The organism is Pseudomonas sp. FP597, from assembly GCF_030687435.1.
GTDB lineage: Bacteria > Pseudomonadota > Gammaproteobacteria > Pseudomonadales > Pseudomonadaceae > Aquipseudomonas > Aquipseudomonas lactucae.
In genome coordinates this window covers 1,843,844-1,860,474 of the sequence record NZ_CP117432.1, presented here as the reverse complement: position 1 = coordinate 1,860,474, position 16,631 = coordinate 1,843,844, and the positions used below count along the sequence as shown (strand labels likewise).

Below are 16,631 nucleotides of genomic sequence, written 5' to 3'. Positions count from 1 at the left end.
GTTGCAATGCAGTGACATCACCCACGAGCCAGAACCTTGGCCAGCGCCTCCAGGAAGCGGCTGTTTTCAGCCGGCAGGCCGATGGTGATACGCAGGTGGTTCGGCATGCCGTAGTTGGCCACCGGACGCACGATCACGCCTTCACGCAGCAAGCCCTGGAATACCGGGGCAGCCACCTGGCCGAGATCGACGCTGATGAAGTTGCCCTTGGACGGGATCCAGCCCAGGCCCAAATCACGGAAACCGTCCTGCAACTGCAGCATGCCGCTTTCGTTGATGCGTCGACCTTCTTGCAGATACTCGGCATCTTTGAGCGCCGCGCACGCCGCCGCCAGGGCCAGGCTGTTGACGTTGAACGGTTGGCGCACGCGGTTCAGCACGTCGGCGACCACTGCCGTGGACAGGCCATAACCGACCCGCAGCGACGCCAAGCCATAGGCTTTGGAGAAGGTGCGCGATACCAGCAGGTTCGGGTAGGCCGCCAGGAAGTCCAGCCCATCCGGCAAGTCGCTGCCTTCAGCGTATTCGATGTAAGCCTCGTCCAGCACCACCAGCACATGCTCCGGCACGTCTTGCAGGAATTCATTCAACGCCTGTGCATCGAACCAGGTACCGGTCGGGTTGTTCGGGTTGGCGATAAACACCACACGCGTATTGGCATCGATGGCCGCCAGCATCGCGGGCAGGTCATGGCCCCAGTCTTTGGCAGGAATGACACGGGCTTGCGCGCCAACGGCCTGGGTGACGATCGGATAGACCGCAAACGCGTGCTCGCTGAACACCGCATTCAGGCCCGGCGCCAGGTAAGCACGGCCGACCAGTTCAAGGATGTCGTTGGAGCCGTTGCCCAATGTCACCTGGTTCAGCTCGACACGGCACTTTTGCGCCAGCAGCGATTTGAGGGCAAAGCCGTTGCCATCCGGGTAGCGGGTCAGCTCGGCCAGCTCTTCACGGATGGCCGCCAACACCTTGGGGCTCGGGCCAAGCGGGTTCTCGTTGCTCGCCAACTTGACGATCTTCGAAGGATCCAGGTTCAGCTCACGCGCCAGCTCGTCCACAGGCTTGCCCGGGACGTAAGGCGACAGTTGTTGCACGCCCGGCTGCGCCAGGGCGAGGAAGTTGCCACTCATGTTAACGCCTCACAAAACCGCTTTCGGGTAAGAGCCCAGCACCTTGAGCGCCACGGCTTCCTGACTGATCTTTTCCAGTACACCTTTAACCAGTGGGTCGCGGTGGTGGCCGATGAAGTCGATAAAGAACACGTAGGTCCATTTACCACTGCGCGAAGGCCGCGTCTCGATGCGTGTCAGGTCGATCCCGTTGTCGTGGAACGGCACCAGCAACTCATGCAGTGCGCCGGGCTTGTTGCTCATGGAGACAATGATCGAGGTCTTGTCGTCGCCGGTCGGCGGCACTTCCTGGCTGCCGATCATCAGGAAACGCGTGGAGTTGTCCGGGCGATCCTCGATTTTCTCGGCCAGGCGCGTCAGCCCGTAGAGGCCCGCCGCCATATCCCCGGCAATGGCTGCCGAATTCCACTCACCCTTGACCCGCTTGGCCGCTTCGGCGTTGCTGGACACCGCCACGCGCTCGACATTCGGGTAATGGGCGTCCAGCCACTTGCGACACTGGGCCAGGGACTGGGCGTGGGAATAGATACGGCTGATGCTGTCGGTCTTGGTGTTTTCGCCCACCAGCAGGTGGTGGTGGATGCGCAGCTCGACTTCGCCGCAGATCACCATGTCGTGCTCCAGGAAGCTGTCCAGCGTGTGGTTGACCGCGCCTTCAGTGGAGTTTTCCACCGGCACCACGCCAAAATTCACTGCACCGGCCGCGACTTCACGGAACACTTCGTCGATGGCCGCCATCGGTTTGCTGATCACTGCGTGACCGAAGTGCTTCATGGCCGCCGCCTGGGTGAACGTGCCCTCGGGACCGAGGTACGCGACCTTGAGCGGCTGCTCCAGGGCCAGGCACGACGACATGATTTCACGGAACAACCGCGCCATCTCTTCGTTGCCCAACGGCCCCTTGTTGCGTTCCATCACGCGCTTGAGCACCTGGGCTTCACGCTCGGGACGGTAGAACACCGGCACTTCGCCTTCAGCCAGGGACGCCATCTTCACCCGCGCCACTTCCTGGGCGCATCGCGCACGCTCACTGATCAGCTCCAGGACTTTCTCGTCCAGGCTGTCAATGCGCACGCGCAGGGCCTTGAGCTCTTGTTCAGACATTAGCCGTGTTCCTTTTCGAACTCTGCCATGTAGGCAACCAACGCGTTGATCGCGTGGATGTCGACAGCGTTATAGATGGAGGCGCGCATGCCACCCACCGAGCGGTGGCCCTTGAGGTTCAGCAGGCCACGCTCGTCGGCACCCGCCAGGAACGGCTTGTCCAGGCGGTCATCAGCCAGGCGGAACGGCACGTTCATCCACGAGCGGTCGGTGAGGTTGATCGGGTTGCTGTACAGGCCGCTGGCGTCGATGAAATCGTACAGGGTGCGTTTCTTCACCTCGTTGAGCTTGCCCATGGCCGCCACGCCGCCCTGCTCCTTGAGCCACTCGAACACCAGGCCGGAGAGGTACCAGGCGAACGCCGGCGGGGTGTTGTACATCGAGCCGTTATCGGCCGCGACCTTGTAGTTGAGCATGGTCGGACACAGCGAGCGGGCGCGGCCCAGCAGGTCTTCGCGGATAATGTTGACCAGGATCCCGCTCGGGCCAATGTTCTTCTGCGCACCGGCGTAGATCATGCCGTAGCGCGACACATCGATCGGGCGCGAGAGGATGTCCGAAGACATGTCGCATACCAGCGGTACGTCGCCGACTTCCGGCACCCAGTCGAATTCCAGGCCGCCGATGGTTTCGTTCGCAACGTAGTGCACGTAGGCCGCGCCCTTCGACAGCTTCCATTCGTTCTGACCGGGAATGGCGAAGTAGTCGTAGGGTTTGGCGGTACCGGCCACATTGACATGCCCGTAACGCGAGGCCTCCTCAATGGCTTTCTGACCCCAGATACCGGTGTCGATGTAGTCGGCGGTGCCGTCTTCCGGCAGCAGGTTCAGCGGTATTTGCGCGAACTGCTGGCTGGCGCCGCCCTGCAGGAACAGCACTTTGTAGTTCGATGGGATGTCCAGCAAGTCGCGCAGATCCTGCTCGGCCTTGGTGGCAATGGACACGAACTCATCGCTGCGATGGCTCATTTCCATCACGGAGAGGCCTTTTCCATGCCAGTCGAGGAGTTCACCCTGCGCGCGCTGCAGGACTGCTTCAGGAAGCGCCGCGGGACCGGCACAGAAGTTATAGGCTCTCTTGCTCACATCCAATCTCACTCTGATCTGGTGGGGTGGTGCAATAAACGGGTATTCAATACTTTCACAAGGGACAAACAACAAGGGGGCGAATCTTCATCCGCCCCCTGCGTGTCCGCTTATTCCTGCGGTTCTTCTTCGTCTGCGGCTGCGTCGAGGGTTGGCTCGTCGACGTTGTCATCGCCTGCTGCGACCACCTCGCCGTCAAATTCCTCGCCCTCCAGCTCTTCACCCTCGACTTCCGACGGTTCCTGCACACGCTCCAGGCCGACCAGTTTTTCGTCCTTGGCCAGCTTGATCAGCGTCACGCCCTGGGTGTTACGGCCCAGGCTCGACACTTCGGCCACACGGGTACGTACCAGCGTGCCCTGGTCGGAAATCAGCATGATTTCCTCGCCGTCGAGCACCTGGACCGCGCCGACCAGACGGCCGTTGCGATCGTTGCTGACCATGGCAATAACACCCTGACCACCACGTTTGTACTCCGGGAACTCACTGATGGCGGTGCGTTTTCCATAACCACGCTCGGAAGCAGTGAGGATCTGGCTGCCTTCTTCCGGAATCAGCATCGAAATCAGCTTCTGACCTTCCGGCAGGCGCATGCCGCGCACACCGCGGGCGGTACGGCCCATGGCGCGAACGTCGGACTCTTTGAAACGCGTGACCTTGCCGCCGTCGGAGAACAGCATGACTTCACGCTCGCCATCGGTGATGGCGGCGGAGATCAGTACGTCGCCTTCATCCAGCTCCAGGGCGATCAGGCCCACGCTGCGCTGACGGCTGAAGGACTCCAACGGCGTCTTCTTCACGGTGCCTTTGGCGGTGGCCATGAAGATGAAGTGACCTTCGGTGTATTCCTCGACCGGCAGCATGGTGGTGATGTATTCATCACTGTCCAGCGGCAGCAGGTTGACCAGCGGACGACCACGGGCGGCACGCGACGCTTCGGGAATTTCGTAGGTTTTCAGCCAGTACACCTTGCCCTTGCTGGAAAACAGCAGCAGCGTGGTGTGGCTGTTGGCGACCAGCAGGTGCGCGATGTAGTCCTCATCCTTCACGCCGGTAGCCGATTTACCTTTACCGCCACGACGCTGGGCCTGGTACGCAGCCAATGGCTGGGTCTTGGCGTAGCCACCGTGGGAAATGGTCACCACACGCTCTTCCTCCGGGATCATGTCACCCAGGGTCAGGTCGAGGCGCGCATCGAGGATTTCGGTACGGCGCACGTCGCCATATTCGGCGCGGATCACTTCCAGTTCTTCGCGGATCACTTCCATCAGGCGCACGGCGCTGTTGAGGATGCGGATCAACTCGCCGATCTGGTTGAGGATCTCCTGGTACTCGGCCAGCAGCTTCTCGTGTTCCAGCCCGGTCAGGCGGTGCAGGCGCAGTTCCAGGATGGCCTGGGCCTGTTCCGGCGACAGGAAGTACTTGCCTTCGCGCAGACCGTATTGCGGGTCCAGGGTCTCCGGACGGCACGAGTCGGCACCGGCACGTTCAACCATGGCCACCACGGCGCTCGATTCCCAAGGCGTGCTGATCAACGCTTCCTTGGCTTCCGACGGGGTTGGCGAGGCCTTGATCAGGGCGATCACCGGGTCGATGTTCGACAGCGCAACCGCCTGGCCTTCCAGGATATGGCCGCGCTCGCGGGCCTTGCGCAGTTCGAACACGGTACGACGGGTGACCACTTCGCGACGGTGACGCACGAAGGCTTCCAGCAGATCCTTGAGGTTCAGGATGCGCGGACGGCCGTCGATCAGCGCAACGACGTTGATACCAAATACGCTTTGCAACTGGGTCTGGGCGTAGAGGTTGTTGAGGATCACCTCCGGTACTTCGCCGCGACGCAGTTCGATCACCACACGCATACCGTCTTTGTCGGACTCGTCGCGCAGCTCGGTGATGCCTTCGAGCTTCTTCTCTTTAACCAGCTCGGCGATCTTCTCGATCAGACGCGCCTTGTTCAACTGGTATGGGAGTTCGGTAATGACGATCTGTTGACGACCACCGACCTTGTCGATGTCTTCGATGATCGAGCGGGCGCGCATGTAAATACGGCCGCGGCCGGTGCGGTAGGCTTCGATGATGCCGGCGCGACCGTTGATGATCGCGGCGGTCGGGAAGTCCGGACCGGGGATGTATTGCATCAGCTCGTCGACGGTCAGCTCGGGGTTGTCGATGAGGGCCAGGCAACCGTCGATGACTTCACCGAGGTTGTGCGGCGGGATGTTGGTGGCCATGCCCACGGCGATACCGCTGGAGCCGTTGACCAGCAGGTTGGGAATACGGGTCGGCATGACCGCCGGGATCATTTCGGTGCCGTCGTAGTTCGGCACCCAGTCCACGGTTTCTTTATGCAGGTCGGCCAGCAGCTCGTGCGCCAGCTTGGTCATGCGCACTTCGGTGTATCGCATCGCCGCGGCGTTGTCGCCGTCGACCGAACCGAAGTTGCCCTGGCCGTCTACCAGCAGGTAGCGCAGGGAAAACGGCTGGGCCATCCGAACGATGGTGTCGTACACCGCAGTGTCGCCGTGAGGGTGATACTTACCGATCACGTCACCAACAACACGGGCAGATTTCTTGTACGGCTTGTTCCAGTCGTTACCCAGCTCGCTCATCGCGAACAGCACACGCCGGTGCACGGGCTTCAAGCCATCGCGCGCATCAGGCAGTGCCCGACCGACAATTACGCTCATCGCGTAGTCGAGGTAGGACTGTTTCAGCTCGTCTTCGATATTGACCGGGAGGATTTCTTTGGCCAGTTCGCCCATGAGAAGCCTGATTCCTTTTTCGGGTGAAACCTCGTCACATCCATATAGGACGAACGAAGCTCGCCGCTGCCGGCAGAGTGCCTGGCAACGACTTACGACAAATCAACGAGTTATGACACGGATCTGCACGTTATGGGCCACCCCTCGGGGCAGCCCTGGAAACCGCCGGATGTTATCACAATCGCCGCCACGCACCTATCCCCCTGATGCGCATGGAGACTAGTAATTTGACGGATGACAGGCTTGAGGGGGACGAGAGGGGCTCAGAGGTGGGGTGATGCTTTTTTTTGAGGGCGGATCCACAAGGTTTATTGACTTTGAGGACCAATCGGGGGCAAGCCCCTCCCACATTTTGACTGTGCTCGCAATTCAAACGTGGGAGGGGCTTGCCCCCGATAGCAATTTCACAGACACCACAGCCCCTTAATGCAGACGCCTACGGCACATCAACTTGGCCAGTTTGGCCGCGTCCGGCCGCTCTACCACACCTTTTTCAGTGACGATGACATCAATCAGATCGGCCGGTGTCACATCAAACACCGGATTGAACGCCTGCACGTCCAACCGTTGCCCATTCACCTCAAGCAACTCGCCCACATCACGCTGCTCCAGAGCGACCTCTTCACCGGTGGCCATCATCAGATCCAGGCTCGAACTCGGCGCCACCACCATAAAGCGTACACCGTGGTGCATGGCGCAAACCGCCAGCTGATAGGTCCCGATCTTGCTGATCACATCGCCATTGGCCGCAATGCAGTCAGCGCCCACGATGACCCAGGTCACGCCCTTGGTCTTGAGGATATGCGCACCGGCCGAGTCGGCATTCGCCATGACCGGGATGCCGGCGCCCGCCAACTCCCAGGCTGTCAGCCGCGAACCCTGCAACCAGGGGCGGGTCTCATTGACATACACCTGCTCGACCAGGCCCTCCAGGAACGCGGCGCGAATCACCCCCAGGGCTGTCCCGACACCGCCAGTGGCCAACGCGCCGGTATTGCCGTGGGTGAGAATCGCCTGGGCGTTGCCCTGATGCTTGCGAATTCGCTCAACGCCCAACTGGGCCATGACGAGATTGGCTTCGCGGTCGCTTTCATGAATCGCCATAGCTTCGGCTTCCAGCGCCACCAGCGGGTCGGCGTGCTTCTTGAGGCGGTCCAGGCGATCACGCATGCGCGCAAGTGCCCAGAACAGATGCGATGCGGTCGGACGGCTATTGGCCAGCAGTGCGTAGTCTTCTTCCCATGCGGCCTGCCAGTCACCGCCCTGGGCGATGCGCACACGCGCCGCCAGCACCAGACCATAAGCCGCGCTGATGCCGATGGCCGACGCACCACGCACCACCATCGTACGAATGGCCGCGGCCACTGCTTCGACTGTCGCACACGCTACCCAGCTTTCACGGGACGGCAAGGCGCGCTGATCGAGCAGGTGCAGCGTGCCGTCGCGCCAATCGATGGCCTTCACGTTCTCCAAAGCCAACAGTCGATCGCGCATCCCTTACTCCGCACTCATGAACAAAAGCCGCCGATTATAGCGATCCGCCAGCCAGGACGCTCGGGTATACTTCGCCCTTCTTTTATAGCTGCCCAGGAAGAGCCCGCGATGACCGCCACTGCCGCCCCGCTCGACTTGCTGTTGCTGCCGACCTGGCTGGTACCGATCGAACCCGCCGGCGTGGTGCTCAAGGAGCATGGCCTGGGCATTCGCGATGGGTGCATTGCGTTTATCGGGCCACGCGCGGCGGCCTTGAAGCTGGCGGCCACCGAGGTGCGCGAGCTGCCGGGCATGCTGCTCAGCCCTGGCCTGATCAACGCGCACGGCCATGCAGCAATGAGCCTGTTTCGCGGCCTGGCCGACGACCTGCCGCTGATGACCTGGCTGGAAAAGCACATCTGGCCCGCCGAAGCCAAATGGGTCGATGAAGCCTTCGTGCGTGATGGCACAGACCTGGCCATCGCCGAACAGCTCAAGGGTGGCATCACCTGCTTCAGCGACATGTACTTTTACCCCAAGGTCGCCAGTGACTGCGTGCACAACAGCGGCATGCGCGCGCAGATCGCGATTCCGATCCTCGACTTCCCGATTCCCGGCGCCAGCAGCGCCGATGAAGCCATTCGCCAGGGCATCGAGCTGTTCGGCGACCTCAAGCACCATCCGCGCATCAAGATCACCTTCGGCCCCCACGCGCCCTACACCGTGTGCGACGACAACCTGGAAAAAATCCGCGTGATCGCCGAAGAGCTGGACGCCGCGATCCACATGCATGTGCACGAAACCGCCTTCGAGGTACAGCAAGCCGTCGAAAAGACCGGCGAACGCCCACTCGCCCGCCTGGGTCGCCTCGGGCTGCTGGGTCCGCGCTTCCAAGCCGTTCATATGACCCAAATCAGCGAGGATGACCTGGCTTTGCTGATAGAAAGCAACACCAGTGTCGTCCATTGCCCGGAGTCGAACCTGAAACTGGCCAGCGGCTTCTGCCCGGTAGAGCGTCTGTGGCAGGCGGGCGTCAATGTGGCCATCGGCACCGACGGCGCCGCCAGCAACAATGACCTGGACCTGCTGGGCGAAACCCGCACCGCCGCGATGCTGGCCAAGGCCGTCGCCGGCTCGGCCACCGCCCTGGATGCCCACCGTGCCCTGCGCATGGCCACGCTCAACGGTGCACGGGCCATGGGCCTGGAAAGCCAGATCGGCTCACTGGAAGTGGGCAAGGCTGCGGATATCGTCGCGTTTGATTTGTCGGGGCTGGCGCAACAACCGATCTACGATCCGGTCTCACAGCTTATCTACGCCACCGGACGCGACTGCGTGAAACACCTTTGGGTCGCCGGCAAGCAGTTGCTCGACGACCGGCGACTGACCCGCATGGATGAACAACAGTTGACCGCCACGGCCATCGCCTGGGGCCAACGCATCAGCGGGCACAGCGAATAACGTCGGCGTTGAACTCACGTTCAACACCGACCAACCGATTATCAGATTCAGAGGATTCACCATGAGCAACGTCGACCACGCTGAAATCGCCAAATTTGAAGCCCTGGCTCACCGCTGGTGGGACCGTGAAAGCGAGTTCAAGCCCCTGCACGACATCAACCCGCTGCGGGTCAACTGGATTGACGAACGTGTCAACCTGGCCGGCAAGAAGGTGTTGGATGTGGGTTGCGGCGGCGGCATCCTGAGCGAAGCCATGGCCCAGCGCGGCGCCACGGTAATGGGCATCGACATGGGCGAAGCACCGCTGGCCGTGGCCCAACTGCACCAGTTGGAGTCCGGCGTGAGCGTGGAATACCGCCAGATCACCGCCGAAGCCCTGGCCGAGGAAATGCCCGAGCAGTTCGACGTGGTCACCTGCCTTGAGATGCTGGAGCACGTGCCGGACCCGTCCTCGGTGATCCGCGCATGCTTTCGCATGGTCAAGCCGGGCGGCCAGGTGTTCTTCTCCACCATCAACCGCAACCCCAAGGCATACCTGTTCGCGATCATCGGCGCCGAATACATCATGAAGCTGCTGCCGCGCGGCACCCATGACTTCAAGAAATTCATCCGCCCCTCCGAACTGGGCGCGTGGAGCCGCCAGGCCGGCCTGACCGTCAAGGACATCATCGGCCTGACCTACAACCCGCTGACCAAGCACTACAAGCTGGCCAGCGACGTCGACGTCAACTACATGATCCAGACCCTGCGCGAGGAGTAAGCCTGTGAAGTTGCGAGCGGTTCTCTTCGACATGGACGGTACCTTGCTGGACACCGCGCCGGACTTTATCGCCATCTGCCAGGCCATGCGCGCCGACCGTGGCCTGGCGCCGATCAACCCCGAGCACATCCGCGATGAAATTTCCGGTGGCGCACGGGCGATGGTCGCCGTGACCTTCTCGATGGACCCGGAGTCGCCAGGCTTTGAAGAACTGCGCCTGGAGTTCCTGGAGCGCTATCTCAAAGGCTGCGCGGTTCACAGCCGATTGTTCGACGGCATGGCCGAGTTGTTGGAAGACATCGAGAAAGCCAACCTGATCTGGGGCGTGGTCACCAACAAGCCACTGCGCTTCGCCGAACCGATCATGCAGCAACTGGGCCTGGCCGAGCGTTCGGCCGTGCTGATCTGCCCGGACCACGTTAAAAACAGCAAGCCGGACCCGGAGCCGATGATCCTCGCGTGCAAAATGCTCGACCTCGACCCGGCCAGCGTGCTGTTCGTGGGCGATGACCTGCGCGATATCGAGTCCGGCCGCGATGCCGGCACCCGCACAGCGGCGGTCACCTATGGGTATATCCACCCGGACGACAACCCGCGCCACTGGGGCGCGGATGTGGTGGTGGATCACCCGCTGGAATTGCGCAAGGTGCTGGATAACGCGTTGTGCGGTTGCTGATGGCTCACCGATCCAACTGACCGATGAAGCCCCCTCCCACATTGGATCTTCAGTGTTTTCAAATTCGAGGTTATTTATGTTTGATTACTCCGCCCCCCCAGATCTGCTCAAAGGCCGAGTCATCCTGGTGACCGGCGCCGGTCGCGGGATCGGCGCGGCGGCGGCGAAAACCTATGCCGCCCATGGCGCCACCGTGCTGTTGCTGGGCAAGACCGAAGCCAACCTGGCCCAGGTGTATGACGAGATCGAAGCAGCCGGCCACCCGCAACCAGTGGTGATTCCGTTCAACCTGGAGACCGCCCTGCCCCATCAATACGATGAGTTGGCGGCGATGATCGAAAAGGCGTTCGGCCACCTTGACGGCCTGCTGCACAATGCCTCGATCATCGGCCCACGCACGCCCATCGAGCAGCTGTCCGGCGAGAACTTCATGCGGGTGATGCACATCAACGTCAACGCGATGTTCATGCTCACCAGCACCCTGCTGCCGCTGCTCAAGCTGTCACAGGATGCGTCGGTGGTGTTCACTTCCAGCAGCGTCGGGCGCAAGGGGCGGGCGTATTGGGGGGCTTACGGCGTATCGAAGTTCGCCACTGAAGGCTTGATGCAAACCCTGGCCGACGAGCTTGAAGATGTGGCGGCAGTACGCGCCAACAGCATCAACCCAGGCGGCACCCGCACCAGCATGCGGGCCCAGGCGTATCCGGGGGAGAATCCGATGGAAAGACCGGCACCGGAAGAAATCATGCCGGTGTACCTGTACCTGATGGGGCCGGGCAGTGCCGGCGTGAATGGGCAGGCGTTTGATGCGCAGTAAACCCTGACACAACCGAAACAAAATGTGGGAGCAAGTCGAATCGTCGCACCGCCCCTCCCACATTTGTATTGCAGTGTTCTCTGGAACTTAGTTTTTCACCACGTCCTCAAGGGTGAAACGGCCGAGCGGATTTTGCAGGAAATTGCTCACATTCTTGCGTGAGATGTTGATGTACGGGCTGTAGTACAGATCGATCCAGTTCACGTCCTGCTTGGCCAGTTTCTGCAGCTCCACATACATCTGCTCACGCTTGACCGGGTCGGCTTCGATGCGCGCCGCCGCCACCAGCTCCTTGACCTTATCGTTCTTGTAGCGGGTCATGTAGTTCTGGTTGGTGTCGTGGCCCAGCACGAAGGTAGTCTTCTGGTCCGGGTCGAGAATGTCGTTAGTCCAGTACATCACCGAAATGTCGTACTCGCCGTCCACCAGCATTTGCCAGCTTTGGGTCGGGTCGACTTTCTGCAGGTTGGCGGTGACACCAACCTTGGCCAATTGGTCCTTGATGATCACCGCGATCTGCTCGTCGGCTTCGTTGCCGGCGTTGACCACGTAGTTCAGCTTCAAGCCATCGGCACCGGCAGCGGCCAGCAGTTTCTTGGCTTCGGCCGGGTCATATGGACGCTGCAGGTTGTCCGCGTAGTGATACAGCGAGCCTTTTGGAATGTAGGAATAGGCCACAGTGCCCTGACCGTAAGTGGCGGTCTTGACCAGCGATTGTTTATCGATGGCCATGTCCAGCGCCTGGCGCACTTGCGGTTTGGCCAGCAGGCCGTGCGCGTGGTTGATCAGCAGGTGATCTTCACGGGTGGATGGGTCGGCATGGATCACCACGTTCTTGTCTTTCTTCAGTTCCTCAACCCGCGAGAACGGCACGAAGATCGCCGTGTCGAGTTCGTTGTTCTGCACCATGCGCATGCGCGTGTTGTCGTCGGTCACCGAGACCCATTCCACGCCGTCGAGGCTGACCTTCTTGGCTTGCCAGAAGTTCGGGTTCTTCTTGAGGATCACCCGATCCCCCTTGCGCCACTCGTCCACGGTAAACGCGCCGGAGGTCACCGGGTTTTCCGAATAGGCGTCTTCGCCCATTTTGGTCATGGCTTTTTCCGACAGGATCGACACCGTTGGCGAAGCCAGTTGCGAGAGAAACGCGACCGCGGGGGTCTTGAGGGTCACGACCAAAGTCTTCGCGTCGGCGGCCTTGGCGGTATTGATCAGGTTGAACGGATCGGCCCACAACGAGGCTTTGTTATCGCGAATGCGCAACAGGCTGAACGCCGCATCATCGGCGGTGATCGGCGAGCCGTCGGAGAACTTCGCCTCACGCAGTTTGAAGGTGTAGGTCAGGCCATCCTTGGAGATCTCCCAACTCTCAGCCAGGCCCGGTTCCATCTTGGTGCCCAGGTTGTCCACGCGCACCAGGGTGTCGTAGACGTTGGCGAACACCCAGGTGTCGCGGTTTTGTGCACTTTTGATCGGGTCGAACGTGGTGCTGTCTTCACGGCAGCCGATGGTCAGTACACCGGCAGCCTGGGCCAGGCCGGCGGTCAGCGACCACGCGGTAAGCGTGGCGGCGGCGAGCAACTTCAAGTGGCGCGATTGCATGTCATAACTCCTTGTTCATGAATGGCAGGGAAGGGTCAAAGCAAAGGTTCTTCAAGCACGCAACTGTACCGATGCTCGTGCAGCAAATGGGTCGGCGGCAACACCACGGAACACATGGCGCGCGCATACCGACAACGCGGGTGAAAGGCGCAGCCTGTGGGTAAGTTCAGTGGGCTCGCAGGCTCGCCCAACAGCGGCTGCGCAGGCAACGGCAGATGCGGATCGATCTGCGGAATCGCCTGGATCAATGCCGCCGTGTAGGGGTGGCGCGGTGCGGTAAACACCGCTTCCACCGGCCCTTCCTCGACGATCTTGCCCAGGTACATCACGGCCACGCGGTCACACAGGCGCCGCACGATGGCCAGGTCATGGGCGATAAACAGGATCGCCAGGTTCATGCGCTGTTGCAGTTCCAGCAACAAGTTGATGATCTGGCCCTGGATCGACACATCCAGCGCCGCCACGCATTCATCGGCGATGATCAGGCGCGGCTCTACCGCCAACGCCCGGGCAATGCCGACACGCTGGCACTGGCCGCCACTGAGTGAGCCGGGTTTGCGACCGGCCAACTCGGGACGCAGGCCCACCAGGTCCAGCAGTTCGTTGACGCGGGCGGGAATGTGTTCCGAGGCCACTTTGCGCTGCACGCGCAAGACCTCGGCAATGGTTTCGCCAATCGTATGGCGCGGGTTCAGCGCGGCGTAGGGGTCCTGAAAGATCATTGCCGTTTCAGAGCGCAGGCGCGTGATGTCGATCGCACTGCCCTGGGCCATGTCGATGCCATCGAACAGCACCTGCCCGGCGCTGATGGGGTTCAGGTGCAGAATCGCGCGGCCCAGGGTGCTCTTGCCGCTGCCCGACTCGCCCACCAGGCCGAGGGTTTCGCCGGCGGCCAGGTTCAGCGACACCCCGTTCACCGCCCTCACCCACTGCTTGTTCAGGCCCAACAGGCCAGTGCCGGACGCAGCAAAGCGCACCTCCAGGTCCTTGATCTGCAACAGGCTCACGGGCGATCTCCCAACGGATAGTGGCACGCCACCCGCGTGCCTTCGGGCAAGCGCTCGGTGCACAAGGCGCCGACTTGCGGGCAACGCGGGTTGAACCGACAGCCTTCGGGCAACGCGTCGAGCAACGGCGGCTGGCCGACAATGGTGCGCAGCAAGGCATGGCCGCTGCTGTGGGCCGGCTGGCAGTCGATCAGGCCGGCGGTGTACGGGTGTTGCGGATGGGCCAGCACGTCGTACTTGCTGCCGTGTTCACACAGGCGACCGGCGTACATCACGGCAATGGAGTCGCAGGTTTGCGCCACCACCCCCAGGTCATGGGTGATCATGATGATCGACAGGCCACGCTGATCGCGCAGGTCCAGCAACAGCCGCAAAATCTGCGCCTGCACGGTCACGTCCAGGGCCGTGGTCGGCTCGTCGGCGATCAGCACCTTGGGGTTGCAGCCCAGCGCCACCGCGATCATCGCGCGCTGGCGCATGCCGCCGGAAAACTCGTGGGGATAATTGTCGACGCGCGCCTTCGGATCGGGAATGCCCACCTGGCGCAGCACATCGATGGCCTGCAAACGCGCGTGTTTTTTCGAAGCGCCCTGGTGCAGGCGGATGCCCTCGGCGATCTGCTCACCGATGCGCATCAGCGGGTCGAGGTGGCTGCTGGGGTTCTGGAAAATCATGCCCAGTTGCCCGCCGCGCACCGCACGCATGCCGGCATCGTCCAATTGCAGAAGATCCTGGCCGGCCAGGCGCACCGCAGCGCCTTGCACCCGCAGGTTGGGCGACGGCAGCAGACGCATCAGGCCACGACACGCCATGGTCTTGCCCGAACCGCTCTCGCCCACCAGGCCAAGGATTTCGCCTTCGGCCAGGTCAAACGACACGCGGTCGACCAGGGTCACCTCACGCCCGGCATTGTTGGCGATCACACTCAGGTCACGCACGTGCAGCAGGCTCATGAACGATCCCCCAATACGTGCGCCACGCCGTCCGCCAACAGGCTGAAGCCCATGGCCAGGGTCACGATGGCCAAGCCGGGAAACGTGCAGAGCCACCAGGCCGTGGTAATGAACGCCTGGCCTTCGGCGACCATGGTGCCCCACTCGGCCGTCGGCGGTTGTACGCCCAGGCCCAGGTAGCTCACAGCCGCGCCGTTGAGCAGCACCAGCACGGCGTCGGACATGGAAAACACAATCGAGCCGAACATCGCGTTCGGCAGCAAATGCCGGAACAGAATGCGCCCATGGCCAAAGCCCAGGCTCTTGGCGGCCAGGGCGAAGTCGCTCTCCTTGAGCACCAGGATTTGCGAGCGAATCAACCGCGCATACGAGACCCAACCCACCAGCGCCATGGCGATATAGAAGCTCTGCAACCCCGGACCGAGGATGGCCATGATCGCCAGCATCAGCACCAGGAATGGGAACGCCAGCACCACATCGATCACACGCATGCAGACACTGTCGAAACGCCCGCCGATGTAGCCGGACACCGCGCCCACGAACGTCCCGATCATGAACGGGAAGATCACCCCGAGCACCGCCAGTTGCAAATCGATGCGCGCGCCCCAGATCACCCGCGAAAGAATGTCGCGGCCGTAGTTATCGGTGCCGAATGGATGGGCCAGGCTGGGGCCCAGCAGACTGATATCGGTGTTTTGCGCAATCGGGTCATAAGGCGCTATCCACGGCGCAAACAGCGCAAGGCCCAACCACCCCAGCAGGATCAACAGCCCCCACGCCGCCGTGAGCCGGCCATTGCGAAAACCAAAACGCAGGCGCAAGCGCCACGGGGCAATCACTGGGCGGCTGGTCATTGCATCTTCACCCGTGGGTCGAGGGCTACGGTCACCACGTCCGCGATGAAGTTGACCGCCACCGTCGCGCAGGCCAGCACCATGGCCACGCCCTGCACCACCATGTAATCGCGGGTAAAGATGCCGCGCACCAGCAATTGGCCGATGCCGGGAATGGCGAACAGGCTCTCGATCACTACCGTGCCGCTGATCAGCCAGCCGATATTCACCGCCAGCAAGTTGACCGTCGGCACCAGGGCGTTGGGCAACACATGCCGGCGAAACACCGCCGCCTCAGACAGGCCGCGCGCCCGCGCAGCGGTGACGTGATCGGCCTGCAATTGCATCAACATACTGGCGCGCAGGTTGCGCACCAGCACCGCCGACAGCGCCAGGGCGATGGTCAGGCACGGCAATACCATATGGTGCGCCTTGTCCAACCCGCTCCGCCCGTAGCCGGACACCGGGAACAGGCCCCATTGCACGCTGAACAACAAAATCAGCATCAAGCCCAGCCAGAACGCCGGCATGCCCAGCCCGACGGTGGTGAACACGCGAATCAGGTTATCCGTCCAGCCGCCTTTATTGCGCGCCGCCAGCGTCGCCAGTGGCACCGCGATCAGCAGGGCCAGCACGACGCTGCCGAGCACCAGCACCAGGGTCGGTTCGATGCGAGTCACAATCAGCTTCAGCGCATCGACCTTGTACAGCAGGGAATTGCCGAGATCACCCTGGAGCAGGTTCTTCAGGAAGTAGAAGTATTGCAGCCACAAAGGCTGATCGAGACCATATTGGGCGCGGATTTTCAGCAAGGCGTCCGGCGTGCTGCGCGAGCCGAGCAACGCCCGTGCCGGGTCGCCCGGGATCGAACGCACCAGCACAAAGGTGATCAGGCTGATGCCGAACAGCACCGGCAGCAATTGCAGCGGCCGGGACAGTACAAAACGATAACGCGCCAGGTTCAT

Annotated in this window: 14 protein-coding genes; 4 read left to right on the top strand and 10 right to left on the bottom strand. The window is 61.9% G+C overall.

Features of this window, described 5'->3' with window-relative positions; translation table 11 throughout:
- Window positions 1-17 precede the first annotated feature (17 nt).
- The 5 genes from hisC to mtnA all read right to left on the bottom strand — a co-directional run bounded on the left by hisC (window position 18) and on the right by mtnA (window position 7,578).
- The gene (gene hisC / locus PSH66_RS08695) at window positions 18-1,130 is read right to left on the bottom strand and encodes a histidinol-phosphate transaminase (protein ID WP_305428808.1); all 1,113 of its coding nucleotides are present in this window, start codon (window positions 1,128-1,130) and stop codon (window positions 18-20) included.
- Window positions 1,131-1,139: 9 nt separating this feature from the next.
- Window positions 1,140-2,234 (bottom strand): prephenate dehydratase, encoded by a 1,095-nt coding sequence (pheA, locus tag PSH66_RS08690; protein ID WP_003172650.1) that lies wholly within the window; start codon window positions 2,232-2,234, stop codon window positions 1,140-1,142.
- On the bottom strand, window positions 2,234-3,319 hold the full coding sequence (gene serC / locus PSH66_RS08685; protein WP_078732182.1) for a 3-phosphoserine/phosphohydroxythreonine transaminase: 1,086 nt from the start codon (window positions 3,317-3,319) through the stop codon (window positions 2,234-2,236). The genes pheA and serC overlap by 1 nt, the downstream gene beginning before the upstream one ends.
- A gap of 110 nt (window positions 3,320-3,429) precedes the next feature.
- The gene (gene gyrA, locus PSH66_RS08680; RefSeq protein ID WP_003172648.1) at window positions 3,430-6,084 is read right to left on the bottom strand and encodes a DNA gyrase subunit A; all 2,655 of its coding nucleotides are present in this window, start codon (window positions 6,082-6,084) and stop codon (window positions 3,430-3,432) included.
- 423 nt (window positions 6,085-6,507) lie between these two features.
- Window positions 6,508-7,578: an S-methyl-5-thioribose-1-phosphate isomerase gene (mtnA, locus tag PSH66_RS08675; protein WP_003172647.1), complete on the bottom strand. Its 1,071-nt coding sequence runs from the start codon at window positions 7,576-7,578 to the stop codon at window positions 6,508-6,510.
- A gap of 108 nt (window positions 7,579-7,686) precedes the next feature.
- Between mtnA and PSH66_RS08670 the strand changes: the two genes are divergently transcribed.
- The 4 genes from PSH66_RS08670 to PSH66_RS08655 all read left to right on the top strand — a co-directional run bounded on the left by PSH66_RS08670 (window position 7,687) and on the right by PSH66_RS08655 (window position 11,271).
- Entirely contained in the window at window positions 7,687-9,018 is a 1,332-nt protein-coding gene (locus PSH66_RS08670; protein WP_003172646.1) for a TRZ/ATZ family hydrolase, read from the top strand.
- A gap of 61 nt (window positions 9,019-9,079) precedes the next feature.
- Window positions 9,080-9,778, top strand: coding sequence for a bifunctional 2-polyprenyl-6-hydroxyphenol methylase/3-demethylubiquinol 3-O-methyltransferase UbiG (ubiG, locus tag PSH66_RS08665; RefSeq protein ID WP_003172645.1), 699 nt, complete (start codon window positions 9,080-9,082; stop codon window positions 9,776-9,778).
- 4 nt (window positions 9,779-9,782) lie between these two features.
- Complete coding sequence (gene mupP / locus PSH66_RS08660; protein WP_003172644.1) at window positions 9,783-10,454, top strand: N-acetylmuramic acid 6-phosphate phosphatase MupP; 672 nt, start codon at window positions 9,783-9,785, stop codon at window positions 10,452-10,454.
- Window positions 10,455-10,530: 76 nt separating this feature from the next.
- Window positions 10,531-11,271: a YciK family oxidoreductase gene (locus PSH66_RS08655; protein ID WP_078732177.1), complete on the top strand. Its 741-nt coding sequence runs from the start codon at window positions 10,531-10,533 to the stop codon at window positions 11,269-11,271.
- 87 nt (window positions 11,272-11,358) lie between these two features.
- On the opposite strand, the gene PSH66_RS08650 is transcribed toward PSH66_RS08655, so the two are convergent.
- Genes PSH66_RS08650 through PSH66_RS08630 form a run of 5 tightly spaced genes read right to left on the bottom strand, consistent with a single transcriptional unit; the run spans window position 11,359 to window position 16,631 of the window.
- Window positions 11,359-12,873, bottom strand: coding sequence for an ABC transporter substrate-binding protein (locus PSH66_RS08650; protein WP_305428803.1), 1,515 nt, complete (start codon window positions 12,871-12,873; stop codon window positions 11,359-11,361).
- Window positions 12,874-12,908: 35 nt separating this feature from the next.
- Window positions 12,909-13,880, bottom strand: a complete 972-nt coding sequence (locus tag PSH66_RS08645; RefSeq protein WP_305428801.1) for an ABC transporter ATP-binding protein — start codon at window positions 13,878-13,880, stop codon at window positions 12,909-12,911.
- On the bottom strand, window positions 13,877-14,833 hold the full coding sequence (locus PSH66_RS08640) for an ABC transporter ATP-binding protein (protein WP_003172640.1): 957 nt from the start codon (window positions 14,831-14,833) through the stop codon (window positions 13,877-13,879). Before PSH66_RS08640 ends, PSH66_RS08645 begins: the two co-directional genes overlap by 4 nt.
- On the bottom strand, window positions 14,830-15,687 hold the full coding sequence (locus tag PSH66_RS08635; RefSeq protein WP_003172639.1) for an ABC transporter permease: 858 nt from the start codon (window positions 15,685-15,687) through the stop codon (window positions 14,830-14,832). The genes PSH66_RS08640 and PSH66_RS08635 overlap by 4 nt, the downstream gene beginning before the upstream one ends.
- Window positions 15,684-16,631 carry an ABC transporter permease gene (locus PSH66_RS08630; protein ID WP_078823711.1) on the bottom strand — a complete coding sequence of 316 codons (948 nt, stop codon included), beginning with the start codon at window positions 16,629-16,631 and terminating at the stop codon, window positions 15,684-15,686. Before PSH66_RS08630 ends, PSH66_RS08635 begins: the two co-directional genes overlap by 4 nt.